A 26892-nucleotide genomic window follows, 5' to 3' on the forward strand; every position below is an offset into this window, starting at 1 on the left:
AGATGACTTCAGTCGTCTCTTTTTTTATTTATCATCTTTCCCTTTTGGGTATACTTATGTTATAATAAAGAACTAACAGATAATTCTTATAGAAAGAAGGTGTCAGTATGGGATTTACAGATGAAACTGTTCGTTTCAACCTAGACGACGGTAGCAAAGATGAAATCAGTAATACTTTGACAAATGTCTACCGTTCGTTGGCTGAGAAAGGTTATAATCCTATCAACCAAATCGTCGGTTATGTTCTGAGCGGTGACCCTGCTTATGTTCCGCGTTATAATGACGCCCGTAACCAGATTCGTAAATACGAACGTGATGAAATCGTTGAAGAACTCGTTCGCTATTATCTTAAAGGAAATGGAATTGACCTCTAATGCGAGTAATGGGACTTGATGTTGGCTCAAAAACAGTAGGAGTTGCGATTAGTGACCCCCTCGGTTTTACAGCCCAAGGCGTTGAAATTATCAAAATTGACGAGGAGGCTAAAGAGTTTGGTTTCGACCGACTAGGCGAGCTCGTTAAAGAATATAAGGTAGAAAAATTTGTTGTTGGTCTTCCTAAAAACATGAATAACACTGAAGGACCACGTGTTGAGGCAAGCAAAGCCTATGGTGACAAAATCAAGGAAATCTTTGGAATTCCTGTAGATTACCAAGACGAGCGCTTGACAACTGTTCAAGCCGAGCGTATGTTAGTTGAACAAGCAGATGTCAGCCGTGGAAAACGTAAAAAAGTTATTGATAAATTAGCTGCCCAACTTATTCTACAAAACTACCTCGATCGAATGTTTTAAGAAAGTGTAATAGAGACCTAATAGTCAAGTGACAATCTAGTAAACTGACAAGCAAATATACTAGATTTTCCTCACTATTCAGCGCTCTCTTCAAAAAGGAGAACAATATGTCACACAATCACGACCACAACCATGATCATGAAGTCATCACTTTAGTAGACGAACAAGGAAATGAAACACTTTTTGAAATCTTGTTGACTATTGATGGACGCGAAGAATTTGGTAAAAACTATGTTCTTTTAGTACCAGCTGGTGCTGAAGAAGATGCTAATGGAGAAATCGAAATACAAGCATATTCATTCACTGAAAATGAAGACGGTACTGAAGGCGACCTTCAACCAATCCCTGAAGATTCAGATGCTGAATGGGATATGATCGAAGAAGTTTTCAATAGCTTTATCGACGAAAACTAAAAATATTCAATGCCATAGGCAAAAAATTGGCTTGTTAAAAAGAGATTGGGATATTGTATTTCAGTCTCTTTTTTAGATATTTTTTATTAAATGTAAGAAATTAGAGGAAAATTGACTAAATGGTATTATCTGATATACTTTAAATAAGACAATTAGGAGGCAAGACCCTTCTATTTATAACTTTCCAAATGTCAACAAAGGAGTTTAATTGTGAGTCCATACAACGAAGACAATACTGTAGATTCAAGTGGCTACCAAGGTTATCATCGAAGCCACCATCGATCTCATACACAAGATAGTCAATCCGAAAAGATTGAAGTGACAATTCAAGGACATACCGAAGAATCAGATTCTTCTCAAATAGAGAAAAAAACTAAGATCTCACTTCCATGGAAGCATAAAGGTCATATCCTGATTTTCAGTTTGATCTTAAGTATTTTTAGTATATCAGTTCCCTGCTTTACAGACTTTGCCAATAATATACAGTCTCAAAACCTTTATATTGCAAAAATGTTTGCCAATGGTAGCTTACCTTACTCTGACTTTTTTGCGACAGGTGGATTCTTTTATTACCTCCTGGTTTCTCTGGCTTTCCGTTTAGGATCAACGCTTTGGCTAATTCCTATACAATTCCTCGCCTACTATCTTTCTGGTAGTTACCTTTACAAGACTGTCATGCACATGACAAGTAAGAAGGAAATTGCCACTCTAATTAGTATTATTTTCTATGTCACTAATGGAACACTTGGTTTTGGTGGGCTTTACCCTATCCAATTTGCTATGCCTTTTGTCCTAGGTGCAATCTTCTTCTTAACTCGTTACTTTGCGGGTCATAGTCGTGACGAAGCCTTTATTCTTTACGGCTTTGCTGGAACTGCCGGGGCCCTCTTTGAAGCTCGAACTCTTATTTTCTGGATATTGTCACTTGTGACAATATTCGTTTACAACCTTGTCAACAAACACTTTGCTCGTGGTTTTTATCAAGTTCTTTGTATTGTTTTTGGTAATATTCTAGTATTGTATCTATGTCTTTACTTTATCCTTAATTTACAAATTACATCGGACTACATTAACCAAGTTTTGGTTTACAACTTTACACAACTCGCTGTAGAAAAAAATGACTTTCTACTTACATTAGCCTATCAAAGCTTTGCTGTTTTAGGCTCTGGGTTACTTATTGGTGCACTTACTACAAGCAACCACCTTCTTGGCGAGGCTAAAGATAAGAGCATCAAGTGGGTGCTGCTCCTTAGTTTTATCTTTACAGTGGTTTACAGCTTATTCTCTCAAAGCTTTGGACTTTACAGTATGCTCAATATCGTACCTTATGGTCTAGTCTTAACAGCACTTTCTTTAGATGATGCTATTAAAAAGAGAGCAGAGCGAACTTCTCACCGACGTCGTAATGGTAACCAGATTCACACACTTAAAGTTTTTGGTATCTTCCTTAGTCGTAATTACTTCTTACCTATTGCAGTCTTTGCATTCGCTTTTGCGATGCCAATCATTATGTTCCTATTTAATTTAGGAAATAATACTGAACGTAGTACTGTTGCAAATTACCTCTCTAAAAATACCAAGAAAGATGAAACGATTTACGTTTACGATTCCTCAGCAAAGATTTATTTGGAAAGCAGTCGTAAAGCAGCCTCACAATTTGTTCTTCCAGAACTTAACACAGCTAAATCTAGTCATCAGAAAGCTCTTTCGGATACTATTATCCAAGATTCAGCACAATATATCGTTGTCCAACAGGATACACAACTACCTTCTGAGGTTAAATCTACACTTTCAAAAAACTATAAAAAGGCCCCTGTAAAAGGCGTTAAACGATACACTGTTTATGTCCTAAAATAGGTCAAAAAATCAATATATAGTGGTTGGAATAAAAATATACCACAATATATTGATTTTTTTTTGCCTAGTGCTATAATTAGTAACGAGGTGATTTTAGATGATTACATTAGAAAAAGAAAAGGTTACAATCAACCCTGATATCAAAGTCATCAAACGTGATGGTCGTATGGTTGTCTTTGATTCAAGTAAAATATATGAAGCTATTCTCAAAGCGAGTGAAGCTATTACACCTATCACACCCTTAATTGAAGCAAAGTTGGAGGGAATTGCCAACCGTATTGTTGCTGAAATCAATGACCGCTTCACTCAAAATATCAAAATATATGAAATCCAAAGCATTGTAGAGCACGAGTTACTCGAAGCTAACGAATATACTATCGCTCAAGAATATATTAACTATCGTACCAAACGTGATTTTGAGCGTTCTCAGGCTACTGACATCAATTTCACCATCAGTAAACTTGTTAATAAAGATCAAGCTGTTGTTCATGAAAATGCTAATAAAGATAGCGACCTTTACAATACACAACGTGATTTAACCGCAGGAATTGTCGGAAAATCTGTAGGACTTAAGATGCTTCCTCCACACGTGGCAAATGCTCATCAAAAGGGAGATATCCATTTCCACGATTTAGACTATAGCCCCTACACACCTATGACCAACTGTTGTTTGATTGACTTCAAAGGCATGTTGGCAAATGGTTTTAAAATTGGTAACGCTGAAGTTGAAAGTCCTAAATCCATTCAAACTGCAACAGCACAAATTTCACAAATCATCGCAAATGTTGCCTCTAGTCAATATGGTGGCTGTACTGCTGACCGTATCGATGAGTTTTTAGCTCCTTACGCAAAACTTAACTACAAAAAACACTTAGCTGATGCTAAAGAGTGGGTAGCTGAAGAAAAACGTGAAGATTATGCACGCGCCAAAACGCGCAAAGATATCTACGATGCTATGCAATCTCTTGAATATGAGATTAATACGCTTTTCACTTCAAATGGACAGACTCCCTTTACCTCTCTAGGTTTCGGTTTGGGAACAAGCTGGTTTGAGCGTGAAATCCAAAAGGCTATCCTACAAGTTCGTATTTTAGGACTTGGCTCCGAACACCGTACAGCTATTTTCCCTAAACTGATTTTTACCTTAAAACGTGGACTTAACTTAGAGCCTAGCTCACCTAACTACGATATTAAGCAACTAGCTCTTGAATGTGCAACAAAGCGTATGTACCCGGATGTCCTATCATATGACAAAGTCATTGAATTGACGGGTTCCTTCAAGGCTCCTATGGGATGTCGTTCCTTCCTACAGGGGTGGAAGGATGAAAATGGTGTTGAAGTTAATTCTGGACGAATGAATCTGGGGGTTGTAACCCTTAATCTTCCTCGAATTGCCCTAGAATCTAAGGGAGACCAAGATAAATTTTGGGAAATTTTTGAAGAAAGAATGGGAATTGCCAAAGATGCACTCGTCTATCGAGTTGAACGTGTCAAAGAAGCTACACCTGCTAATGCGCCTATACTTTATCAGTATGGGGCCTTTGGCCAACGTCTAGGTAAATTCGACAATGTAGATCAACTCTTCAAACATCGTCGTGCAACCGTATCACTTGGTTATATTGGGCTTTATGAAGTAGCATCTGTTTTTTATGGTAGTGACTGGGAGACAAATCTAGAAGCCAAGGCATTTACTTTAAATATCGTAAAAGCTATGAAAAATGCTTGTGAAGGTTGGTCTGACGAATATGATTATCATTTCTCTGTTTATTCAACACCATCAGAAAGTTTGACTGATCGCTTCTGTCGTTTGGATACTGAAAAATTCGGTGTCGTGACTGATATCACAGATAAAGAATATTACACCAACTCTTTCCACTACGATGTTCGTAAAAATCCAACACCATTTGAAAAATTAGAATTCGAAAAAGCTTACCCAGAAGCTGGCGCAACTGGTGGATTCATCCATTATTGTGAATATCCAGTCCTCCAGCAAAACCCTAAAGCACTCGAAGCTGTCTGGGACTTTGCTTATGACCGTGTCGGTTATCTTGGAACGAATACTCCAATAGATAAATGCTACAAGTGTGACTTTGAAGGGGACTTCACCCCAACAGAACGTGGATTCATGTGTCCTAACTGTGGCAACACAGATCCTAAAACAGTTGATGTTGTCAAACGTACTTGCGGTTATCTAGGAAATCCACAGGCACGCCCAATGGTTAAAGGACGCCACAAAGAAATATCAGCTCGAGTCAAACACATGAACGGTTCAACCATAAAATATGAAGGTAAACACCTTTAATAAGGCCTAGAATACATTATAATAAACTAGAAGCAGCTGGATGATACCTTCCAACTGCTTTGCTTATTTCATTTTTAGAAAGGAATATTATGGGAAAATATCAATTAGATTATAAAGGTATGCAACAAGTGGAACGTTACCACGAAAAAAATGCAACCGTCAAAAATGATAAAAAAGCACGTGTCCAAGCCCTTTTGAAAAAAGCTGGAAAGAAGAAGTAATATGATTTTACGCCGTCGAAGTCAAACAGATAAAGAAGCTATCTTAGAGATGATGGCTGAATTTGAAAGGGAGCAAACTGCTCATGATGGTGGATTTTGGAACGCCAACAATTTTGTTTATGAAGAGTGGCTAGAAGAAAATCTTCAAGCGGAAGCGGGACTCAATATTCCTGAAAACTGGGTTCCTGCTATCCAGCTGATTAGTTTTGACGTAGCAGGCCAGGCTCTTGGCTTTCTCAACCTTCGTCTCCGATTAAATGACTACTTACTAGAAAAAGGGGGCCATATCGGCTACTCTATCCGTCCATCCGAACGAGGAAAGGGTTATGCGAAAGAATCTCTCCGTCAAGGCTTACAAATAGCTAAAGAAAAGAATATTCATCGTGTTCTGGTCACTTGTAGTATCAAGAATCCTGCTAGCCAAGCTGTTATATTAGCCAACGGTGGTCAGTTGGAGGACATTCGCCATGAAACTGAGCGCTATTGGATAGATTTGGAGTAAAATCATGACATGGAATACACCAAAACCACAAGAATGGAAGTCCGAAGAACTTAGCCAAGGTCGCATTATTGACTACAAAGCTTTTAACTTCGTTGATGGTGAAGGCGTACGTAATTCGCTTTACGTCTCTGGTTGCATGTTTCATTGCAAGGGATGCTATAATGCTGCTACCTGGTCATTTAAGGCAGGAATTCCCTATACTAAAGAACTTGAAGAACAAATCATGAGGGATCTAGCTCAACCTTACGTACAAGGTCTCACGCTACTTGGTGGTGAACCCTTCCTAAACACAGGAATTCTCATTCCCTTAGTCAAACGCATTCGTAAGGAACTCCCGGAAAAAGATATCTGGTCTTGGACTGGGTATGCTTGGGAGGAGTTGATGCTTGAAACCCCTGATAAACTAGAACTTCTTCAACTCGTTGATATTCTCGTTGACGGCCGCTTTGACATCACTAAAAAGAATCTTATGCTCCAGTTTCGAGGATCATCTAATCAACGTATTATTGATGTCAAAAAATCTCTTGATCAAGGAGCAGTCATTATTTGGGACAAGCTAAATGACGGTCAAACGAACTATGAACAAGTCGATCGTAAAGATATGCTATAAAAAAAGTCTGAGTTGTTAACTCAGACTTTTTTAAACGATTTTAACAAAAACCAGCTCATTGTTAGAGGATAAATCCTCACGATAGTTAAAATCATCAAAAGACAATTTTCGTAAAGCATTAATCGTTTGACAATTCTCCTCCATAACAGCTGTCAAAAAAGCCCCTCTTGCCTTTTTGGATATCGTAGAGTGAGTCTTAAGAACCCCATTGCGGTCTTCCATAAAGCTAACCGTCAATAACTGCTTACGAAGAGTTGGACTAAAAACATCCTCAAATTCACTTGAAAGTAAAGAAACAACTGGAGCTTGACTCTCCTCTAGAAATTGGTCATATTCAGCACGCCAATAGTTTTTTAAGGACTGACCATTAACCTTGATCTTCGTATGAAAATCATGACGATGTTCTTGAATCGGATAAAAAGCGGGAATAATCCCATAAAAGGAAGATGTGATGAATACTTGTTGGCCTAAGAAATCTTTTTCACATGTGGATAAGTCACTACGTTTGATGTGACGATACATCAGTCCATTAAAAAGCTCGACAGCTGGATAGTTCTTCGCTTCTCCAGACAAAATCGCAGCCCAGCGCTGCTTCTCTTTCTCAGCCTGCTCAGGCTTTATTTTATAAGCTGTGGACAATTCATCTGTGGATAATTTTGCCATTTCAGTTAGGATAGCCGCACTCTTTTCAGATAATTTTTGAGACGGAACTTCCTTACTGGCCTTCATTTCTTTTGCGGTTGGAATTAAAAATCTAATCATACTGATATTGTAAAGTCAAGCAAGCATTTCGTCAAGAATTCTATCCAACAAAAAAGAAGCTAACGTTCGTCAACTTCCTTTTTTTGTTAGTCATCTAAATCAACAAAACGACCTAGAATATGTACATTTTCTGCAATAGAGACAAAGGCTTTAGGGTCTGCTTTTCTCATATAATGCTTGAAGTCAGTATACTCTTCACGCGTAATAATCGCCAATAATACGGCTTTCTTTTCGTGATTATATGTTCCTTCCGCATCATTAATCAACGTTACTCCACGGTGGAGTTTCTTCTGGATCATTCGTACAACTGGATCTGGATTACTTGTAACAATCATAGCCTGCATTTTCTTTTGTTTAGTGAAAATCGCATCCGTTACTCGACTAGAAACAAAAATCGTAACCATTGAATAGAGAGCGTATTTCCAACCAAAAAGAATGCCCGCAAAAACCATGATAATCCCATTGACAATCAAGGAGATATTACCAACATCACGGCCTGTTTTCTTACGAATAGTGAGGCTAACGATATCCGTCCCTCCGCTAGAGATACGAGATTTTAAACCGAAACCAATCCCTGTGCCCATGACCAAACCACCAAAGATAGCATTGATCAAAGGATCCTCTGTCAAGGTTACATGTGGCATCACCTGAATAAAAAGGGAACTCATCGTTACTGTAATGAAGGTAAAGATAGTAAATTTATGGCCAATCTTATACCAAGCCAAAATCAAGAGAGGGATATTAATCGCGTAGAAAGTCAATGATACTGGTATCTCAAAGCCCAAAGTTCTAACACTCAATGCCGATAAAACCTGTGCCAAACCTGTCGCTCCACTGGAGTAAACATGTCCAGGTTGAAAAAAGAAATTAACAGCGATTGACGATAAGAGCCCATAAAGTAAAGACGCTGAGACTTTTTCAGTATACTTTTCACGGGAAATACTACGAACAGCCTGCAAAACGCCCATTCTCTTCGCAGACTTTTTCGCTACAAATTTAACATGTTTATGAAGAGGTGCTTTATTCATTTTCTAAATCTACATGAAGGGCAAGTTCTTCCAACTGTTTATCAGCCACAAGACTTGGAGCCTGAGTCATAGGATCTGATGCCTTATTATTTTTAGGGAAGGCAATCACTTCACGGATATTATCTTTACCTGCAAGAAGCATAACAAAACGGTCAAGACCGATAGCCAAACCACCATGTGGTGGGAAACCATAGTCCATAGCTTCAAGAAGGAATCCAAATTGCTCGTAGGCTGATTCTTCAGAGAAGCCAAGGGCTTTCAACATACGTTCCTGTAGGTCTTTATGATTGATACGTAGACTACCCCCACCAAGCTCATAGCCATTCAAGACAATATCATAAGCCACAGCACGAACCTTGGAAAGATCACCTTCAAGCTCTGCTACAGAATCTTCTGTTGGCAAAGTAAATGGGTGGTGAGCAGACATATAGCGTCCTTCTTCTTCAGACCACTCAAACATTGGCCAATCGACAACCCAAAGGAAGTTGAACTTAGTATTGTCAATCATGTCAAGTTCTTTAGCAATCTGATTACGCAAAGCACCAAGTGTGTTATTAGCAATTTCAAGAGTATCTGCTACAAAAAGAACTAGATCATTCTCTTCAAGGTGTAAAGCACCTGTCAATTTTTCTTCAATACTTGTCAAGAATTTAGCAACTGGACCAGCTAGAGCTCCGTCAGTCATCTTAACCCAAGCAAGACCTTTAGCGCCAAATTGTTTGGCAAACTCTGTCAACTTGTCAATGCTTTTACGTGAGTATTTGTCTGCATTTCCTTTGACAACAATTGCCTTAACAGCTGGTGCCTCAGCAAACACTTTGAAGTCCACCCCCTTGACAACCTCTGTCAAGTCTTGTAAAAGCATGTCAAAGCGTGTATCTGGCTTGTCAGAACCATAGTTATTCATGGCATCATCATAAGACATACGTGGAAATGGTAGTGTAACTTCAATACCTTTAGTTTCTTTCATGACCTTAGCAATCAATCCTTCAGTAATATCTTGGATTTCTTGCTCATTAAGGAATGAGGTTTCCAAGTCAACTTGTGTAAACTCAGGTTGACGATCTCCACGCAAATCTTCATCACGGAAACACTTAACAATTTGATAGTAACGGTCAAAACCAGCATTCATTAATAATTGTTTAGTGATTTGGGGACTTTGCGGAAGAGCATAAAAGTGGCCTTGGCTAACACGGCTTGGAACCAAGTAATCACGAGCACCTTCTGGTGTAGATTTTGTCAACATTGGTGTTTCAACATCGATAAATTCCAAGTCATCAAGATAATTACGGATGGCGTGAGTTACCTTTGCACGGAGCTTAAAGTTTTCCAACATCTCTGGACGACGAAGATCCAAGTAGCGGTAACGCATACGTGTATCATCACTAGCCTCAACACCATCTTTGATTTCAAATGGTGTTGTTTTGGCAGTATTAAGGACTTTAAGGTCTTCAACTTTAAGTTCGACAGCACCTGTAGGCAAGTTATCATTAGCTTGTTCACGCGCTTCAACAGTTCCTGTTACTTCAATAACAAATTCGCTACGCAAGCTCTCAGCTGTTTCAACCACAGTTGCATCCGCATTCTCAGGGTTAACAACCAACTGCATCAAACCTTCACGGTCACGAAGATCGATGAAAATCAAACCTCCAAGGTTACGACGGCGAGATACCCAACCTTTCAAAGTAATAGTAGTTCCGATGTGTTCACTACGAACACGTCCGGCATACATAGAACGTTCCATAAATACACTTCTTTCGTTAATTTTTTAGTCTTAACTATTATAGCAAAAAGCCCATCAAAACCCCACCCATTTCAGGTTAGAATTTTAATAGACTTTCTTTTTTATCAAACTATTTGCCAAATTGTTTCAACAAATCACTAGTATCCACGTAATCTTCAGCAAACTCTTCAAACTCTTCAAAACGATAATCAGCTGTTTCTAAGTCAAGTAAACTATTCCAGCGGAAACCGTAAACATCTTCAATGATAACACTAAGTTCATCAGTTTCCTCGTCTACCTGCCATCCCAAATAACGTTCCTGAGTTTCAAAACTCAAGACTACATCTTGACAATCTTGACGCCAAACTTGACCAAGTAATTGCTGACACATCGCATGATCACTTGCAGGCTCATCATTAAACCAAGTAATTTCATGCTTATCAAGAAAAGCAATCAACTGCCAAAACTGTTGTTGGAAACGAATAGGCATACTACGATCAAAAGCCAAACTAAACTTTTCACTCCGTTTGAGCATATCAACTATACTAATCATATGCCCCCTACTTTTCTAACTGTTTGAGGACTGCTGCAAAGTTCTTAGTTAGCTCTTCGAAACTTACAGTAACTTCCTCACGAGTAGCATTATTTTTGACATTAACTTGACCTGACTCCACTTCACTCTCACCTAAAGTGATAACAGTCTTGGCCTTGAAGGTATCTGCTGACTTGAATTGTGCCTTAATCTTCCGTCCAAGGTAATCACGTTCAGCTTTAAATCCTTGATAGCGGATAGCTTGAACTAACTCAAGAGCTTTACCATTAGCACCTGAACCAAGTACTGCAATGTAAACATCTAGACTTTCTTCCACCGGAAGTTCAATACCTTGTTTATCAAGAACCAAAAGCAAGCGTTCTAAACCAAGTCCAAAACCAAAACCAGCTGTTTCTGGACCACCGAAGTATTCAACCAAACTATCGTAACGACCGCCCGCACAGATTGTCAATTCAGACTTATCAATAGTGGTAATAAATTCAAAAATCGTATGGTTGTAGTAATCAAGACCACGTACCATATTAGTATCAATCACATAAGGAATGTTAAGGCTATCGAGCATAGCACGCACTTCGTCAAAGTGCGCTTGACTTTCGTCATCTAAATAATCAAGAATAGAGGGTGCATTTTCAACTGCAACCTTATCTTCTTTTTCTTTTGAATCGAGTACTCGCAAAGGATTTTCATCCAAACGGCGTTGACTATCTTTTGATAAAGTATCACGCATTGGTGTCAAGTAGTCAATCAAGGCCTGACGATAAGCCAGACGACTCTCAGTATTTCCAAGGCTATTCAAATGAAGGGTAACTTCCTTGATGCCAAGCGTATTAAAGAGTTGGTAGGCCATAGCAATGGTTTCAACATCTGTGGCTGGATTTTTTGATCCAAAGCACTCTACACCAAGTTGGTGGAACTCACGCAAGCGTCCTGCTTGAGGACGTTCATAACGGAACATTGATCCAATATAATAAACTTTAACGGGTTTTTGAACCTCTGGCGCAAAGAGTTTATTTTCTACATAAGAGCGTACAACCGGTGCTGTTCCTTCTGGACGAAGTGTAATATGACGGTCTCCCTTATCATGAAAATCGTACATTTCCTTAGTAACGATGTCAGTTGTATCACCTACTGAACGTGAAATGACCTCGTAATGTTCAAACATAGGTGTACGAATTTCACCATAATTGTATTTCTTAAATGTTTCACGTGCAACATTTTCTACGTACTGCCATTTAGCACTATCAGCAGGTAAAATATCCTGCGTTCCCTTAGGTTTTTGAAGTTTCATAATGATGATACAGGTCTCAAATAGACCTGCCCTCCTTTTCCGTTATTACAGATATAATCACTCTATTCTATCATAATTTACATAGCTTTTGGGAAATGGTAGAGGTTTTTTCAACGTAAGAAAGAAACAGACCTCTCGACCTGCCACAATCATTAATCTTCTTTATAAAGAACGAAGGTCACAATAAAAGAAATCACAACAGAAATTACAAGACCTGCAATAGCTATGTAAAAATATTTAAGTGTATCTTCACCGATATAGGCTGCAATCGTCAAGAGACCTGGGGGACCACCTGTAAAATTTCTCGCACCTAAAATACCAAGGAAGAAGCCACCTACTCCCCCTGCAACAATAGATCCTATGAAGGCAGCTTTATTTTGCAAAGTTACCCCATAAAGAGCCGGTTCCGTAATCCCACAAATTGCAGTAATTCCAGCAGATGAAGCCAGAGCTTTTTTATTGGTATCCTTAGTTTTTAAAGCAATAGCAAGGGCTACTCCCCCCTGAGCCACATTCGAAGCTAAAGTACCTGGACCTAAAATCAAAAGTGTTACGTTTGCAGTGATCAAGGTCGTAATCATAGGCACCAAGAAAAATTTAACAGTCTTTGATGAAATTTTAATTGCAAAGCGCTCCACATAACTCATAAACCAAACTGCCAAAATAACAGGAATAACCGTTGATGAGTAAGAAGTTAATGTAAGGGGAATACTAAAGAAAGAGACGCCATGACCTGATTCCTTGGCAGTTGTCACAATCTACGTAAAAGTTGGGTGTAATAAAATAGCACCAATCAACATCCCCAATTGAGCGGTTGTCTTAAACTATCGAGCTTCTGAAGCACCTAAAAATACAGGTAAAAAATAAAATCCAGCATCACTAATAAAATTAAGAACTTGATCGTTAACATCATCTACAGCTACTACCTTAAAGACAACCAAAAGAGACAAAACGGCTTTGATCATCCCTGCTGCTGTAATTACCGGTAAGATTGGTGTGAAAATCCCAGAAATAAGGGCTAAAAAGCTTTGAAGAGGAGTTCTGTCTTGTTTTTCCGATGATTCCTTAGACACTTCATCTAGGTCTAATAAGCCTTCCAAGGCACGGTATACATTTGGTACATCACTCCCAACAACAACTTGATACTGGCCACCACTCTTAGCCAAACTCACAATACCTTAGATAGTTTGAACAACTTTATCATCCGCTAAGGTCAAACATAAACGTTTAGCACAGTTTACAAGATTCTGAACTTTCTCCTTTCCTCCTACAGCATCTAAAATCTTCTGTCCTGTCTCTTTATAGTTCATGACACTTCCTTTCTATACTCATAAAAAGAGAGAACAAGCTGAGCCTGTCCTCTACATTTTTCTATTATGACCAAACTTTATCAGTAATTGTTTTAATCAATTGTAATTTATTCCACTCGTCTTGCTCAGTCAAGATATTGCCTTCTTCAGTTGATGCAAAACCACATTGAGTTGATATACCAAGGTTCTTAAGTGGTACAAGCTCAGCCGCTTCATGGATACGAGCGATGACAGCATCTACATCTTCCAAAGCTGGATCCTTAGAAGTAATCACACCAAGCACCAATTCAACATGATCACGGTTATTCCAAATCGTTGGAAGTGGTGCGAAGCTACCTGAACGCGCATCATCGTATTCCAAGAAGAAGATATCATAATTCAATTTCCCAAGATATTGAGCTACTGAATCATAGCCACCTTCAAAAAGATAAGTTGATTTAAAGTTTCCACGACAAATATGAGTAGCCAAAGTCAAATCTTCTGGAAGACCTTCCAAAGCTTTATTGATAGTGTATACATCATCCTCAGCAATTTTTACCAACTCAGCTGTTTTCTCAGGATTATTTTTTTCATTCTCAAACTGTTGAATCAAATAACCCCAAGTCGTATCATCCAACTGTACATAACGTGCACCCAAATCGTAGAAATGTTGGATGGTATCATGGTAAGCTTTTGCCAAATCATCAAGAAAATCTGTCCACGAATCATAGTAATCTGCATAAAGATCACTACGGTGGTCACGGTTAATGATGAGTGATGGACTTGGAATAGTTACTTTTGGAGTAATTCCTTCAGGAGTCACTGATTTAAGATATTCAAAGTCACGATAGAAAGGATGATTAGGATTTTCGGCAATCTTACCATTGATACGAACGTTGGTTGTACGTGTCTTAGCTCCATGGAATTTATATGAATCTTCTTGTTGGTAAGCTTCAAAACCAGTTAGGTTCCATAGGAAATCAAGGTGCCACCAAGAACGACCAAATTCACCATCAGAAACTACTTGAAGACCATTTTCTACCTCATGATGAACCAATTCCTTAACCAATTCATCTTGTACTTTCAACAATTCTTCTTGCGAAATCTCACCATTGGCAAATTTTTCACGTGCTTCTTTTAAAGCTTGTGGACGAAGGTAAGAACCAACATGATCAAAATGATAATGAACTTTACTCATAGTTATTTACTCCTTTTATGCTTTCACTTAATGTAATAATAAGCCTATTCTAGCACTTGCTGTTATAGCTGTGAAATATATATATGTTATCACATGGTATAGTTTTTAACTATACCATTTCTTGGAAAGTTTTTTGTCAAGTAACTTTACTTTACAAAAAAGATATGTTATTCTGTTATAGTTGATTTAAAATCAAGAACATAAATATTAACTCGGAGGAAATAAAGAAATGGCAGTACCTGCACGTCACACTTCAAAAGCGAAGAAAAACAAACGTCGTACACACTACAAATTGACTGCTCCATCAGTACAATTTGACGAAACAACTGGAGATTACTCACGTTCACACCGTGTATCACTTAAAGGATACTACAAAGGACGTAAAATCGCTAAAGCTAACGCAACTAAATAATAGAAGGGAGATACCATGCGCGTAAATATTACACTTGAACACAAAGAATCTGGTGAACGCTTGTACCTTACTTCAAAAAACAAACGTAACACTCCAGACCGTCTTCAATTGAAAAAATACTCACCAAAATTGCGTAAACACGTAATCTTTACTGAAGTTAAATAAGGTTTCATTACATTTCAGTGCACGCTGAAAAAGCTTGATTTCATAGGGTTTTTGAAACATTGAATTTCACTATAAATCATTTGAAATCAGTTCTATGGCAACCTTTTTGGCAACCTTTTTTGAAAATATAAAAAGAAAGTCATCAATCGAAGAATAGAAAGTCCTAGATTTTTTCTAGGATTTTTTGGTAAGTGTCTAGAGTTTCGGGAAAAGTAAAATTAAATACTTTATGACTTAAGAGAACGAAAAATCGTTCTCTTTTTTCGTTGCCTAAAACTAAAGAAAGGACACAGCAGGGATGTCAGATAATCTAGAAATTATCATGGATATTGAGACTTTAGAAGTCTTTGAAGTGATTGATTTGGATAAAAAAGATAAGTCAGAAGACAAGAAAGAGAAAACTCCTAAGGAAAACAAAGCGACTCCTTATGATGACTTGGGACGGGTTTGGCTAGGAAATGGATATTATTACAAATCCTCTAGTCTTCTAGGGAAAGTTGTGAGAGATGGCATTATTCATGAGCTAAGCCTTCGAAATAAACACGGAACATATCCCTACTATGAACATTCCAGAGATGGAACATGGGGACATGTTAAGCAACTAACACAGGAAGAAGCGTTATGGCTAACATTTGACTTTGCTAAAGAGATGAAAGAAGAGCATGAGAAAATGGCACATAAAAATAGTAAAAAATTATGATGTTTAAAGCAGAAAAAAGTTATAAAATTATAGATATGAAAAACAAAAAAATTATTATACTTGTAAGTGTTATCTTAGTTGTTATTGTTCCTATCTTTATCAACCTTTCCTTTAAAGTGTATTTAGCTCCATTATTTACTGCTGAGTGGGGAGCAGGTGACTTACTTTCTTATTATGGTTCATTGTTAGGTGGTATTATTACCTTGGTTGGTGTTGTTATGACTCTGAATTATCAGACTAAACAATCAGAAGCGGATGACGCAATTAAATATAAACCAATCATAAAACTTGCTTCAGTAGAAAATGAATATTCCGATTTTATTGCAAATCGAGAATTAAGTGTTCGTTTCCCAGTATGGTATTTTAATGATGACTCTTTAAGAGTGCAAAAAGAAAAAACTTTTGAAGAACAAATGAAATGTATAACTTCTTTTCATGTACTTTTAAAAAATAAGGGAAGAGGCGAAGCAGTTGATGTCTCATTGGATAGTGTAAAAATCGAAGAAGTAAGCTGGGATGATGATAGCAAACTTTATATTGCTTCAAATATGCCATTGTCTATGGGAGATATTTTGGTTGATGAAAAAGCAGATGTCATCATCAATTTTCCTAATTATTTGTTTTTAAAAGATGAAAATACTAGTCAAAATCTTATTCGGATAGAATTAAAGCTATCTTATAATGATATGTTTCGAAGAAATAAAAAAGAGTTTGGCATGCTTCTAGATTTTCAAGTTCTTAGAGAGGCATCAGCGCCAGCTCCATGTCCGTACAAGGATGGATTTTCATATTATTTTGTAAGAATTGGTTTTGTGAGTGCATTGCATTTGTAAAATAAAAAAGGACAATTAAGTATACCTTATTGTCCTCTTTCCTTTTTCTTGCAAATGCTAACATAGTTTGCACCACTTCAAATGCGGTCAACCTAGGCCACCTCCTTTCTGTCAGATTTTGATGAATTGCCCATAGGCATCAACTCACTTTCAGAAACAGTAGCCACCGTCTTCACTTTTCTACATTGGACATTATAACATATTGCAAAAACTCTTCCTACACTTTAATGTAAGAAGAGTTTCTTTTTAGTTGTTTCTATTTTTTAAGTATTGTATTAAATACTTAATTAAATGGTAACCTAAAATAGATACTACTATAATTCCTATTATCCAGATTACAACTGTCATTAGTCCACCTAAGAAAGAGATAAGGCCAGTAATAATAGCATCTCTATTAAAATAAATAATCGTTAAAGGTATCAGCGCAAGTACGCACCCACAACCTGCACATCCTGGTTCATCACTGACTTCCTGAATTAATATCGCCACGAGTTATCTCCTAATTCTTCCTTTTACGTTTCCCTACGTATCTTACCCCTAGTCCAGCTATCATGCTTGCACCAAGTAATCCAAGTAACGATTCTTGTGATCCAGTATTTGGTAACGAATTTGCACGTTCAACACGTGAATAAGTGGTTTTACCGTCAACTTGTGTCACTCCTGCCTGCTTCACAACACCAGTAGCCAATACCCCCTTTTCTGCAGTTGGAACAACTACCTTAGATACAGTCCCATCGTTGTTAAGAGTGTATTGAGTACCCTCGATAGAGATAGAGCCATCAGCGTTCTTAACTGCTTTCGTACCATCAACGATATCTACAACATTACCATCAGCGTCAACTACCTGTACTACAACACCACCTTGTGCAACGATTGCATCCGCCTTATCTTTAAGAGCCTGCAAACGTGCAACTTCAGCTTCAGCCTTATCTTGTTCAGCTTTCACAGTTGCCAAACGGAGGTATTCTACGTTCTTAGCGTTTGAGTCTTTCTTAAGAGTTTCATAACGCTCTTTAGCAGTATTAAGTTCATCAGCGAGTTTGACAGACTTAGCTTTAGCGTCAGCAAGCTTAGAGTTCAAATCAGCCAATACTTTTTCTTTGTTAGCCAATTTATCTGCAAGGTCTGATGCTTTAACACTAGCAGTAATGAATTTTGTTTTAGCAACGTCTTGTTTAGTACGAGCGTCTGTAAGAGCTGTTTGAGCAACTGCTACAGCTTTAGCAAGAATTTCAAGAGTTTCTTTTTCTTTAGCGAGTACCCCTTTGGCTGTTTCGCTAGATTTCGTAGCTTCAGCAAGTTCAGTCTTAGCTACTTCCAAAGCCTTAGACTTGTCTGCTGCACTAGCCTTAGCCAAAGCAAGAGTCTCCTTAGCAGTTTGAAGAGAGGCTTGATCTGATTCAAGTTGAGTTTGAGCTTCAGCCAAGGCTTTTTCAAGAGCTGGAATATCTACAGTACCCCCTACCAAATCAGCCAAACGTTTCTGAGCACTAGCAAGAGCTTCCTTAGCAGTGTTATAAGCAGTCTCTGCAGTAGCTACCTTAGATTTAGCGTCTTGGTTAGCTTTTACTGCTGCATTATAGTTTGTTTGAGCCTTAGCAACTGCTGCATCATCTACAATAGTACGTTCTACGTCTTTATAGACTGGAGTTACAGTTTCTTTAGGGTTTTCAAGTGTTTGGTAAGGATTGTTGATAGCTTTACCATAAGAATTACCTAGTACAGTGTAAGTGCTTGGTGCACGGTCAATCATACCATTGTAAGTGTTTGTGAATCCAAAATCAATACCTGCTGTTGTAGAAGTACCCTTAAGACCAAGAACTTCCAAAGCTAGATCAAAGTTGTCAGAGCGTTTGCCATCAACACCACCGTAAGCTTCACCAAGATACCCCATACCTGAAGTACCATAGAGTTGGTTACCCAAGTTAGCAAAGATCTTAGCTTTCAAGTCGAACATAGTCTGTTTACGTCCGTCATTGTTTGTATAGCTGACATTATTAGCAGGTTTTTGACCAATAACAGTTGTATCTTCAGAGTCGATACCCTTAACTGTATCTTGCAAGCTTACACCAGTGTACTTCAAAGGATTCTTAGGGTCTGACATAGAATTCCAAAAACCATTAGCTTCAAGTTGAGCTCCATCCATGCCTTTGTAAGCTGGGAACAACTTGTCAAAGATAGATGTTACTGTCTTCTTAGCTTCAGCGACACTTTGATCGGTTACAGTTACCAAGTTAGTACCCACTTTGAAACGAAGGTCGTTAAGCAAAGCAGTGTAGAACAATGCCAAGTCAGTCAACTGGCTGTCAGACAAATTGTTAACATCCAACTTAGTTGCTGAATCTGTGTTAGCAAAGTTGAAATCCATGTTTTTAACCCATGAATTATATGCAGATGAAGTAGGAGCTGACACGATAGCTAGGTTGTTACCATTTTCGTCACCCTTCTTGATTGCATCCTTAACGGCTTGGACAGACCCTGTACCTTTAGCAAGGGCTTTGATTGCATCCAAATAAGCTTGGCTTGTAACGATACCATTAGTTTCTGTAAAGTTTGAATAAGCAACACCTTTGTTCAAATATACCCCATCGGCTGTTACAGTTGTAACTTCACCTGCTTTAACAGTTTCTGTTACAACTTTACCTTTCTTAGCTTCGTCAAGAGCAGATTTAGTTGAATTTTCAGCTGTTTGAGTACCTTCTTGGTTGCCTTTAGCAGTATCATACGCTTTAGAAGAGCTTTCAACAGTACCCTCAGCAGTAGTTACAACAGATTTTTGATCCTTGATTGCTTGGTCTTTGTTACTTACAGACAACTTAGCTGCCTCAAGAGAGTCCTTAGCAGATTTTACATTAGTAGTATCTTCTGCGACTTTTGCAGTCAAATCTTTAACGTCTTGATCCAATTTAGCAGTATCTGTTGTAGCTGAAAGAGCTTCTACTTTCTTCTCAGCATCTGCAACTGCACTTGCAGTCTTTTCAACATTTGACTCAGCTTTGGCAACTACACCTTTTTGAGTTGCTTCTTTGCTAGTAGCATCAGTAAGACTATTCTCAGCACTTGCCGTAGCTTTCGTAGCCTGATCTAGAGTTTCCTTAGCTTTAGCCTGATCTGATTTAGCTTCGGCAACTACCTCAGGAGTAATCTTTTCAACTTCTGTGATTTGATTACCCAAATCAGATACAGTGTTGTTGTTTTCTGTTACCGCTGTTTCAGCACTAGCAACAACATCAGCTTGAGCGTTCAATGCTTGATTAGCTTGGTTTGCTACGACTTTAGCGTTAGCAACTTGATCTGCGGTTACTGTTGGAGCAACAGGTGTTTCTGCTACCGTTTCAGCCTTAACTTCTGTAGGCTGTGCTACCGGTGTTGTTTCAGCTGCAGTATCTTTTGCAACTACTTCAACATTACTTACAGTAGCATCAGTTGAGGTTGTTTCATCTGCGTTTACAACAGATACCCCACCTAGTACTGATAGAGTCAATACAGATACAACTGCACCCGTACGCAACTTCTTAATTGTTCCATGACCTTTAACTTCGTTCTTAAACATAAACGTTCTCCTTATTTAGTTAACTGTCTTAAAAGACTGTTTCAATATGATTGTATCATAAAAAACAGACTTTTGTGATATGTTTTAAAAATAAATTCAGTCTTTTGTAGGTGGTAACTCTCACAGAAAAATCTGTATGATAGTTAGTGAGGTGACACCATGACTAACAATAACAGCTTAAAAGAATTTGTAGCTAAGCAAATCAGACACCTAAGACTGGAAAAAGGATTCACACAGGAGTATCTAGCAGAAAAAGCTGAGCTTGGTTTTAATTATATTTACCGTTTAGAAAGCAAACAGCTAAACGTCAAGGTAGACACTATAGAGAAGATTATGCAGGCATTAGATGTTGATGTTAACACCTTTTTTAACGTAGAAATGCAACAACGAGAGACAGAATTTAACCAACTTATCGAAGACATCGAACATCTTCCCAAAGAAAAAAGAGAGCCGATAATAAAAGCTCTCAGAAGTATCATAAAACAAGTAGAGTAAGCCAAGTCATTTCGACTTGGCTTTTTGTGTGTATTATTCTAGATAGTTGTCAAATCCATTTCGTGTTTGAACTGACTTTATGTATTGTTCTAAATTATCCCAATCCTCATATTCATCAACCATTTTAAAGAAATCCAATCGTTCAGCTACGTTGCCAAAAACTCTAAGATTATCTTCTGTCTCAAAAATCTTCTCAACTAGTGGGAGATAGTCTAAAGACTTCGATATAGTGTCAAACTTAGAAAAGATTTGATACAGGTCATCTCTTTCAGAAATATAGTTGTAAAAGAAACTATTCCAGACACTCCAAGAATAATCTGAAACTTGTGTTCCTTTACTTGGTTTATTTAGTCTATTTAAACTACTTTGAATAGATTTTTCCATTGATTCATAAAATAGTTCCCTCGATAACACTCTCATGTCAAGCTTATCTAGCTTATTAGACAAGATTTCATCGACTTCTTTTATAGTCGCTTCATTTCCCTCTTCAATTTCTTTAGTAATTTGTTCAGCCAGATTTTCCAACAGTGTATTAGCTTCATTTGAAGTTTCAGAATCAAATGATGGAAAAATACTTAAGTAATTTGCCCTTGATACATATTTTCCAGATAACAAATTTTCTACTGTTTTATCAGATACATGAAAATATCGAACAATATAAAGTATTTTAGCATTATAGTCGCCACTAATATTTTCTTTTTCCTTAAAAGCTTGAAAATCTTCTAATCGGTGCATTAGGTTTAAAGTAACAGTTACTAACATACGTTCTTCCATTTTTGTTTTCATAAAAATATCTCCTAGTCAAATATATGGCTTCATCTTAACATACAAAGTCAAAATAATTCAATAGATGTTACACAGCTTAGGGTAAAACGCTTTCATTTTCTTTTAAAATAAGTTAGTCCCTTTCATTTAGTTATTATAGCAAGATGTATTAGTCAAAGGCATAAGTTAGGTAACAAAATATCGTCTAATTTTCTACAATAATATTGTGAGATAGCTATCACACATTATTATTTACCCAAACGGGTTAGAAAGAGGTGGCTTATGGAGGCTACACAAACTACAATTCAGGGGCGTCTAATCGGTGCATCAGAAGTAAAGGATTTTACTTCTGGTCTCAACACTGGACAAACCCAACTAACTATTGGAGCACGTACCCCAGAGGGACGCTTTAGTCAAACCAATATCAAAGTTGATACAGTTAATGTATCGGACTTTACATCTTTATTTGATGAGAAAGTAGAAATTGTTCTTGAGAATGTTTCTATCAACGCCTATACCAATGGAAATCGTGCTGCGCTTTCAGTAAAAGCTAAGTCTGCTTTTATTGAACTGGTTTAAGAAATGGGGAAAATTTTCCCCTTTCTTTAGAAAGGAACTTTTATGAGTATTATTTCTTTGTTAATTATCTTATTTGCTGAATTTCTCTATCTGATGCTAAAGATTAGCGACATTCAGGAGAAGCAAAAACAAGCCACAATCCTGCGGTTAAACCTGCCTGTAATCATAGAAGACCTTGAACAAGTAATTGAGATGACAAGTAGTGTATCAAAAAATAAATTACTTTTTGACAGCCGTTATGTCAAGTATTTAACTAGCTCACCAAATCAAGACAGTCATCTAGTACGCTTCCCTATTATGATCGGGAAGAAACTTGAAGCCGAGGATATGAATTATCTTAGTCAGGTTTTTTTAGCACAGTTTAGTAAATACTTAGCAGAGTCTGCTACCTATGGAACTTGGTCAGATAAAGGGCAAATGCTAATTGTAAGCCCTCAATTCGGAAAACGATTACGGTATAACAATCAGTATTACTTGAATTTAGAAATCTACTTTTCTTATAACTCAAATTAGAGGGACTAACAGATGAAATGTTTTCTTGATAAAAATCTAGCTGATTATGGGAACCATTTCTTCTGGGATATACCTGTTGAGCGTGTACCCCACGCTCTTTTGGTAGGTTCCAGTGGGTCAGGTAAGACTTTTGCGACTAAAATATTATTGGCTCGCTTTGCTCACACCTACCCAAGAGCCACGTTCCTAATCGGCGACTACAAGGCTGACTCGGATTTTGCCTTTTTAGACGGATGTAAAGGTTTTAAGCGTTTTGAAGAAGTCTCTGAGCTCCTTACTTTAGCATTATCAATTCTTGAAAACCGACAAAAGGGGATTGATAAGTCCAGAGAATTTGTCGTGATTTGCTTTGATGAGTTCAATGCGTGGCAAAATAGCCTCGATAAAAAAGAACGTGAACAAGCCATTAAAGACTATACTCGCCTTATCCAACTAGGACGCTCCTTTTTGATTTACGTCATTATTTCCCAACAAGATGCCCATAAAGCAAGTTTGGGATTATCTCGTGATTCCATAGGTACAGTTATCGCACTAGGCAAATTATCTAAAGAGACAGTTGCCATGCTCTTCTCTGATGAAAAAGATTATGTTCTGCGAAACAACTCCAGAGGTGTCGGTTACATGAAGATTGACGGTCAAGAAAGTCGCCATATACTTGTGCCAAGTTACAACATGCCCCCCTTAGAAAAACTAATTCGGGAAGCCGTTGAACGTTCAGACCGCTATTTTCTTGACGAAGAGGCTGTTGCCCCGTAGCCCTCAAAGCGGAGGAACAGGCTTACAGCCTCGCCAGCTTTAGCTGGCTGTTATACGGGGGACATGTAATAACCCCCGTTCCATTGTCACCTAAATTCTTTGCTTTAGAAATCCCACTTTAGGGAAAGAACTTCTCTCTACTTTAAAAAGCTCTCAAATCAAGTCTTTTCGTACTTGATAAAACTTAGGGTGCTTATTCCTTGAAATAGTGGAATAATTAAAATATAGGAATTTCGCTATTCAGTATAACAAAAGTTAGCTAAAACAAAAACTGATCGCCCAGTTAACTATCACACTTTAGACGGATAGAAAGAGGTAAATTATGATTTATCAAAATGCCATTGAAAAATATCTTCAAAAAGACAATGACCATAATCCAGTTATTATGACTAGTGTTGATGAAGTAACGTTTGTTATTAAACCTACAGAAGACACTGTAGGAGAGTACCCAGATAATTGGCAGCAGATAGCTTTATCACTTGCTGAGACAATAGCAGAAAAATTATCTTTACCAGCTCTTTTTGGAGAATATGCTCCCTTAAAAACGCCACCAGCAGGCTATACAGACGGCTTTACCTTTCAGCATCTCCCCTATTATTTTGCGATTGCATGGCATCAAACTAATTTTATTATGGGTATCATCTTAAAATTTTCAGCATCAGCTTTATCTCACTATAAAGCCACCTATCAAGACTATTATAGTGAACTGATTGACGTCCACAATATAGCACAACTGCTGTATGTTGACTACTATGATCTGCGTCTATCACGTATCGACCTTGCTGTTGATTACTTTAATTATCCAATGTCAGTAAATAGTCTTTATCAAGGACTAAAAGACAAGCAATATATCATTACCAATCACAAAGGACGTAAAAATGTTTCCAATGTCAGCGCTCAAGAAGTAAACGGCGAGGCTCAGACCGTCTACGTAGGAAGTAAGAAAAAGAATGTAAGTGCTCTTTTGCGTATCTATAACAAGTATCAGGAACAATTAGATAATCAAGGTCGCTATATGCACTTAACTAAGTATTGCAATTCTTGGATCCGTATGGAAGCTTCTTACAAAGGAACTTATAGCAATCAAATACTAGCCTTACTTCTTGATATTGATAGCCCTCAAGATTTGAGCAAGCTCATTGTTAATAAAATGATTGACAAGTATTGTTTTCATGACACCAAGACTGGTCAGTCTTTACCATTCACTAGTGACTTGCTTAAAGGATTCGGGAGCTTTCCAGAACTTGAATCTTTGAACTCTCGAAACAACGACCTACTCGCAACGATTTCATATTTGATGAAAGGTAGCGGTTTCTACCCTCTTTTGAAGAAAATTGAAGAAGTCTGGGGAACACAAGCCCGTAATCACTTTATCATTAGACTAATTCAAGAGTATGAGACCAACTACACTCCCAACCCAGATGTAAGGATATGGTTAAATAAATTTGGTAGGAAACTTGAGAAACTTAATTATGAAGATTTTTTTGAAGATGCCTTCCAAATCTTTTACCAAAAAAACAACATCACTCCTAAAGATTCCGCCAAGAAGCAAAAGAGTGATGTTGCAGATTAGAAGAGATAGGCAGTAGCTTACCCCTATTGCCATTATCTCATATTCCATGCAGTAAAGAAAGTGAGACTAGTATGTCCAAAAATTATTTTGAATTAAAGCAAATTGAACACATGCTTCATAGCATCATTGAATTACTGAAGCACTTAAATAACGAAAAAAGTAAGTCAGGTATCTATACGCAAAAAGAACTTCTTTCCCTACTGAGCATTTCTCCCAATACTCTTAAATCGTGGGAAAACAAGGGTCTAAAGCGACTAGAACCACCCATTGAGGGTACTAGAACAGTATATTACAGTATCAGTGATGTCATCGAATTTCTAAGCTGTGACTAGAAGCGAAATATGCTAAAATAAGAGTATCAAAAAAGAAAGTGAGCGATACAATCTATTTTAGCTTTTTTCATTCTTCGATTGATTGAAGAGAGCAACCATGAATACAGAAAAAATTATCCATAAAGGGAAAAGTGTTTTAAAGAGAATAAAGAACAATGGCGAAATTAGTTATTCAGCTAAAAGTATCTACTTAGGACTTGATTCTAAAACTGGAAAACCAGTCAAAACAACTATTACCGCTAAAACCTTACGTTCTTTAGACCGTAAAATTATTCAAGCTAAAATTGACTTTGAAGAAAATGACTCAACAAGGAAAGAAACTTTCAATGTTGCTACCTTCTCAGACTTAGCAGAACTTTGGTTTTCAAATTATGAGACATGGGTTAGTTCAGATAATACACTGAACCGAGTTAGAAACTATCTTGACACCTATATACTACCACGATTCGGAAAGTATCAACCTGAAAAAATTACCTCGTCAGATATACAGACTTGGATCAACCAATTAGCAAAAAAATCTAAAGAATCTGTGGATGCAGGTATAAAGAGAGCTGAAAAGGGTTCAGCTAAAGATTTTGGAGCTATTGCCCATAAATTAAGTGATATTTTTGATTTTGGAATAACACATTTTGAACTCAAATTTAACCCCGCTCAGTCTATCAAAATCCCGCCAAAGCCCAAAAGCAACCAAAAACGTATTATGGTCCTTCATGATGAGGATTTATCTACTTGGTTAAGCATCGTTGATAGTCTGACTAATACTAGGGCTAATCGCCGATTTAAAGTTATTTGCGATAGTTTACTTGCTTCAGGTATGAGAATCAATGAACTATTAGCATTGACTATCTATGACCTTGATTTTGATAATTCCGAAATACTAGTTAGTAAAACACTTGTTTGGAAAAATGCAAAACCAAAATTAGGTTTGAAAGGCGAAGTCGTTTGTAAAAACACACCAAAATCTGATTCAGCTAACAGACGAATAGCTGTTCCGTACCAAATCATTGAAGAGCTTCAAAATTTCCACGATGAAATGAATCTCTATTTCAAGAAAAATAATCTTCCAAAAAGTAAGTTAATCTTTCCTACTATTTATGGTAACTATATGTGCGACAGAAACGAACGTGCAACACTCAAAAAGCGATTGCGTGAAGCTAGTCTGCCAGATTATGGTTTTCACTTATTCCGCCACACTCACGCATCCATGATGTTGAATGCTGGAATGAATTGGAAAGAATTACAAGTTCGGATGGGACACAAATCAATCAAGACTACAATGGACATTTATGCTGAACTTGCTCCCAAGAATCAAACACAGGCGGTCGATATCTATTTAAACAAAATAGCTGAGCTGACCTCTTAAATCTGTGGCAACCTTTTTGGCAACCTTTGATAGTTTTATCAAAATCAACAACCCTTAAACGTTGATTTAATAAGGTTTCTAGCAACTAAAATAGATTTTAAGTATTCCTTACTGAGGTTAAGTAGTCATTCACTACACGTCAGTTAAGACGAGAAACCTTGATTTTATGCGATTATTGAATTTTTTTATTTCAGTATACTGCAATAAAAATCAACCGAATGACTACATTTTTTGTGAAATAAATTTAGAAGTTCGGATATATAAAAGACACCCAAGTAGCTTGTACTGACCCCAAAAAGTTAGACATTTAATTT

At 37.5% G+C, this 26892-nt stretch carries 31 protein-coding genes; 19 read left to right on the forward strand and 12 right to left on the reverse strand.

What is annotated here, in order from left to right:
- Nucleotides 1–107: 107 nt before the first annotated feature.
- From HMPREF2867_RS04560 to nrdG, 8 genes are all read left to right on the forward strand, one after another.
- Nucleotides 108–374: an IreB family regulatory phosphoprotein gene (locus HMPREF2867_RS04560; RefSeq protein ID WP_002885737.1), complete on the forward strand. Its 267-nt coding sequence runs from the start codon at nucleotides 108–110 to the stop codon at nucleotides 372–374.
- Complete coding sequence (gene ruvX / locus HMPREF2867_RS04565; protein ID WP_070576076.1) at nucleotides 374–793, forward strand: Holliday junction resolvase RuvX; 420 nt, start codon at nucleotides 374–376, stop codon at nucleotides 791–793. Before HMPREF2867_RS04560 ends, ruvX begins: the two co-directional genes overlap by 1 nt.
- A 107-nt stretch (nucleotides 794–900) precedes the next feature.
- Nucleotides 901–1206, forward strand: a complete 306-nt coding sequence (locus HMPREF2867_RS04570; protein WP_002887079.1) for a DUF1292 domain-containing protein — start codon at nucleotides 901–903, stop codon at nucleotides 1204–1206.
- 210 nt (nucleotides 1207–1416) lie between these two features.
- Nucleotides 1417–3063, forward strand: coding sequence for a hypothetical protein (locus HMPREF2867_RS04575; RefSeq protein WP_070576077.1), 1647 nt, complete (start codon nucleotides 1417–1419; stop codon nucleotides 3061–3063).
- 97 nt (nucleotides 3064–3160) lie between these two features.
- Nucleotides 3161–5365 carry an anaerobic ribonucleoside-triphosphate reductase gene (nrdD, locus tag HMPREF2867_RS04580; protein WP_060971612.1) on the forward strand — a complete coding sequence of 735 codons (2205 nt, stop codon included), beginning with the start codon at nucleotides 3161–3163 and terminating at the stop codon, nucleotides 5363–5365.
- Between the two features lie 89 nt (nucleotides 5366–5454).
- Nucleotides 5455–5586, forward strand: a complete 132-nt coding sequence (locus HMPREF2867_RS11535) for a hypothetical protein (protein WP_002885877.1) — start codon at nucleotides 5455–5457, stop codon at nucleotides 5584–5586.
- A gap of 1 nt (nucleotide 5587) precedes the next feature.
- Nucleotides 5588–6088, forward strand: a complete 501-nt coding sequence (locus tag HMPREF2867_RS04585; RefSeq protein ID WP_070576080.1) for a GNAT family N-acetyltransferase — start codon at nucleotides 5588–5590, stop codon at nucleotides 6086–6088.
- Nucleotides 6089–6092: 4 nt separating this feature from the next.
- Nucleotides 6093–6698 carry an anaerobic ribonucleoside-triphosphate reductase activating protein gene (gene nrdG / locus HMPREF2867_RS04590; protein ID WP_070576083.1) on the forward strand — a complete coding sequence of 202 codons (606 nt, stop codon included), beginning with the start codon at nucleotides 6093–6095 and terminating at the stop codon, nucleotides 6696–6698.
- 30 nt (nucleotides 6699–6728) lie between these two features.
- Here nrdG and yaaA read toward each other — a convergent pair whose 3' ends face one another.
- The 9 genes from yaaA to HMPREF2867_RS04635 form a co-directional block, all read right to left on the reverse strand.
- Nucleotides 6729–7460 carry a peroxide stress protein YaaA gene (gene yaaA / locus HMPREF2867_RS04595; RefSeq protein ID WP_070576086.1) on the reverse strand — a complete coding sequence of 244 codons (732 nt, stop codon included), beginning with the start codon at nucleotides 7458–7460 and terminating at the stop codon, nucleotides 6729–6731.
- Between the two features lie 86 nt (nucleotides 7461–7546).
- A complete protein-coding gene (locus HMPREF2867_RS04600) occupies nucleotides 7547–8488 on the reverse strand; it encodes a YitT family protein (protein WP_002892117.1) in 942 nt (313 codons plus the stop codon).
- Nucleotides 8481–10232, reverse strand: a complete 1752-nt coding sequence (gene aspS / locus HMPREF2867_RS04605) for an aspartate--tRNA ligase (RefSeq protein ID WP_070576088.1) — start codon at nucleotides 10230–10232, stop codon at nucleotides 8481–8483. Before aspS ends, HMPREF2867_RS04600 begins: the two co-directional genes overlap by 8 nt.
- A gap of 109 nt (nucleotides 10233–10341) precedes the next feature.
- On the reverse strand, nucleotides 10342–10764 hold the full coding sequence (locus HMPREF2867_RS04610; protein WP_070576091.1) for a hypothetical protein: 423 nt from the start codon (nucleotides 10762–10764) through the stop codon (nucleotides 10342–10344).
- 7 nt (nucleotides 10765–10771) lie between these two features.
- Nucleotides 10772–12052, reverse strand: coding sequence for a histidine--tRNA ligase (gene hisS, locus HMPREF2867_RS04615; protein ID WP_070576093.1), 1281 nt, complete (start codon nucleotides 12050–12052; stop codon nucleotides 10772–10774).
- A gap of 152 nt (nucleotides 12053–12204) precedes the next feature.
- Nucleotides 12205–12807: a PTS transporter subunit gene (locus tag HMPREF2867_RS11540; protein ID WP_225791452.1), complete on the reverse strand. Its 603-nt coding sequence runs from the start codon at nucleotides 12805–12807 to the stop codon at nucleotides 12205–12207.
- A gap of 69 nt (nucleotides 12808–12876) precedes the next feature.
- On the reverse strand, nucleotides 12877–13224 hold the full coding sequence (locus HMPREF2867_RS11545; RefSeq protein WP_070576098.1) for a PTS beta-glucoside transporter subunit IIABC: 348 nt from the start codon (nucleotides 13222–13224) through the stop codon (nucleotides 12877–12879).
- 6 nt (nucleotides 13225–13230) lie between these two features.
- Nucleotides 13231–13362, reverse strand: coding sequence for a PTS transporter subunit EIIB (locus tag HMPREF2867_RS11550; protein WP_070576102.1), 132 nt, complete (start codon nucleotides 13360–13362; stop codon nucleotides 13231–13233).
- Between the two features lie 64 nt (nucleotides 13363–13426).
- A complete protein-coding gene (locus HMPREF2867_RS04635; RefSeq protein ID WP_070576105.1) occupies nucleotides 13427–14539 on the reverse strand; it encodes a vitamin B12 independent methionine synthase in 1113 nt (370 codons plus the stop codon).
- Between the two features lie 229 nt (nucleotides 14540–14768).
- On the opposite strand from HMPREF2867_RS04635, the gene rpmF reads away from it, so the two are divergent.
- From rpmF to HMPREF2867_RS04655, 4 genes are all read left to right on the forward strand, one after another.
- Complete coding sequence (gene rpmF, locus HMPREF2867_RS04640; protein ID WP_002892130.1) at nucleotides 14769–14951, forward strand: 50S ribosomal protein L32; 183 nt, start codon at nucleotides 14769–14771, stop codon at nucleotides 14949–14951.
- 15 nt (nucleotides 14952–14966) lie between these two features.
- Nucleotides 14967–15116 (forward strand): 50S ribosomal protein L33, encoded by a 150-nt coding sequence (gene rpmG, locus HMPREF2867_RS04645; RefSeq protein ID WP_002262412.1) that lies wholly within the window; start codon nucleotides 14967–14969, stop codon nucleotides 15114–15116.
- Between the two features lie 298 nt (nucleotides 15117–15414).
- On the forward strand, nucleotides 15415–15816 hold the full coding sequence (locus HMPREF2867_RS04650; RefSeq protein WP_049528242.1) for a hypothetical protein: 402 nt from the start codon (nucleotides 15415–15417) through the stop codon (nucleotides 15814–15816).
- A gap of 35 nt (nucleotides 15817–15851) precedes the next feature.
- Nucleotides 15852–16649 carry a hypothetical protein gene (locus HMPREF2867_RS04655; RefSeq protein ID WP_049528245.1) on the forward strand — a complete coding sequence of 266 codons (798 nt, stop codon included), beginning with the start codon at nucleotides 15852–15854 and terminating at the stop codon, nucleotides 16647–16649.
- A 246-nt stretch (nucleotides 16650–16895) separates the two neighbouring features.
- On the opposite strand, the gene HMPREF2867_RS04660 is transcribed toward HMPREF2867_RS04655, so the two are convergent.
- Together HMPREF2867_RS04660 and HMPREF2867_RS04665 are read right to left on the reverse strand one after the other, a co-directional pair.
- A complete protein-coding gene (locus tag HMPREF2867_RS04660; RefSeq protein ID WP_049528239.1) occupies nucleotides 16896–17138 on the reverse strand; it encodes a hypothetical protein in 243 nt (80 codons plus the stop codon).
- 10 nt (nucleotides 17139–17148) lie between these two features.
- Nucleotides 17149–20202, reverse strand: a complete 3054-nt coding sequence (locus HMPREF2867_RS04665; protein WP_049528235.1) for an LPXTG cell wall anchor domain-containing protein — start codon at nucleotides 20200–20202, stop codon at nucleotides 17149–17151.
- Between the two features lie 159 nt (nucleotides 20203–20361).
- On the opposite strand from HMPREF2867_RS04665, the gene HMPREF2867_RS04670 reads away from it, so the two are divergent.
- Nucleotides 20362–20697 carry a helix-turn-helix domain-containing protein gene (locus tag HMPREF2867_RS04670; RefSeq protein ID WP_049528233.1) on the forward strand — a complete coding sequence of 112 codons (336 nt, stop codon included), beginning with the start codon at nucleotides 20362–20364 and terminating at the stop codon, nucleotides 20695–20697.
- 33 nt (nucleotides 20698–20730) lie between these two features.
- Here HMPREF2867_RS04670 and HMPREF2867_RS04675 read toward each other — a convergent pair whose 3' ends face one another.
- Nucleotides 20731–21483, reverse strand: coding sequence for a hypothetical protein (locus HMPREF2867_RS04675; protein WP_049528231.1), 753 nt, complete (start codon nucleotides 21481–21483; stop codon nucleotides 20731–20733).
- A 261-nt stretch (nucleotides 21484–21744) separates the two neighbouring features.
- On the opposite strand from HMPREF2867_RS04675, the gene HMPREF2867_RS04680 reads away from it, so the two are divergent.
- From HMPREF2867_RS04680 to HMPREF2867_RS04705, 6 genes are all read left to right on the forward strand, one after another.
- A complete protein-coding gene (locus HMPREF2867_RS04680; RefSeq protein WP_049528228.1) occupies nucleotides 21745–22041 on the forward strand; it encodes a hypothetical protein in 297 nt (98 codons plus the stop codon).
- Between the two features lie 42 nt (nucleotides 22042–22083).
- Nucleotides 22084–22554: an RNA-binding protein gene (locus HMPREF2867_RS04685; protein ID WP_070576107.1), complete on the forward strand. Its 471-nt coding sequence runs from the start codon at nucleotides 22084–22086 to the stop codon at nucleotides 22552–22554.
- A gap of 12 nt (nucleotides 22555–22566) precedes the next feature.
- A complete protein-coding gene (locus tag HMPREF2867_RS04690) occupies nucleotides 22567–23310 on the forward strand; it encodes a type IV secretory system conjugative DNA transfer family protein (RefSeq protein WP_070576110.1) in 744 nt (247 codons plus the stop codon).
- A 322-nt stretch (nucleotides 23311–23632) separates the two neighbouring features.
- A complete protein-coding gene (locus HMPREF2867_RS04695; protein WP_049528218.1) occupies nucleotides 23633–24883 on the forward strand; it encodes a replication initiation factor domain-containing protein in 1251 nt (416 codons plus the stop codon).
- Nucleotides 24884–24954: 71 nt separating this feature from the next.
- Nucleotides 24955–25215, forward strand: coding sequence for a helix-turn-helix transcriptional regulator (locus tag HMPREF2867_RS04700; RefSeq protein ID WP_049528216.1), 261 nt, complete (start codon nucleotides 24955–24957; stop codon nucleotides 25213–25215).
- Between the two features lie 97 nt (nucleotides 25216–25312).
- Nucleotides 25313–26578 carry a tyrosine-type recombinase/integrase gene (locus HMPREF2867_RS04705; RefSeq protein ID WP_049528214.1) on the forward strand — a complete coding sequence of 422 codons (1266 nt, stop codon included), beginning with the start codon at nucleotides 25313–25315 and terminating at the stop codon, nucleotides 26576–26578.
- The last annotated feature ends 314 nt before the right edge of the window (nucleotides 26579–26892 follow it).

Origin of the sequence: Streptococcus sp. HMSC064H09, from assembly GCF_001812625.1 — a bacterium.
Taxonomy (GTDB): Bacteria; Bacillota; Bacilli; order Lactobacillales; family Streptococcaceae; genus Streptococcus.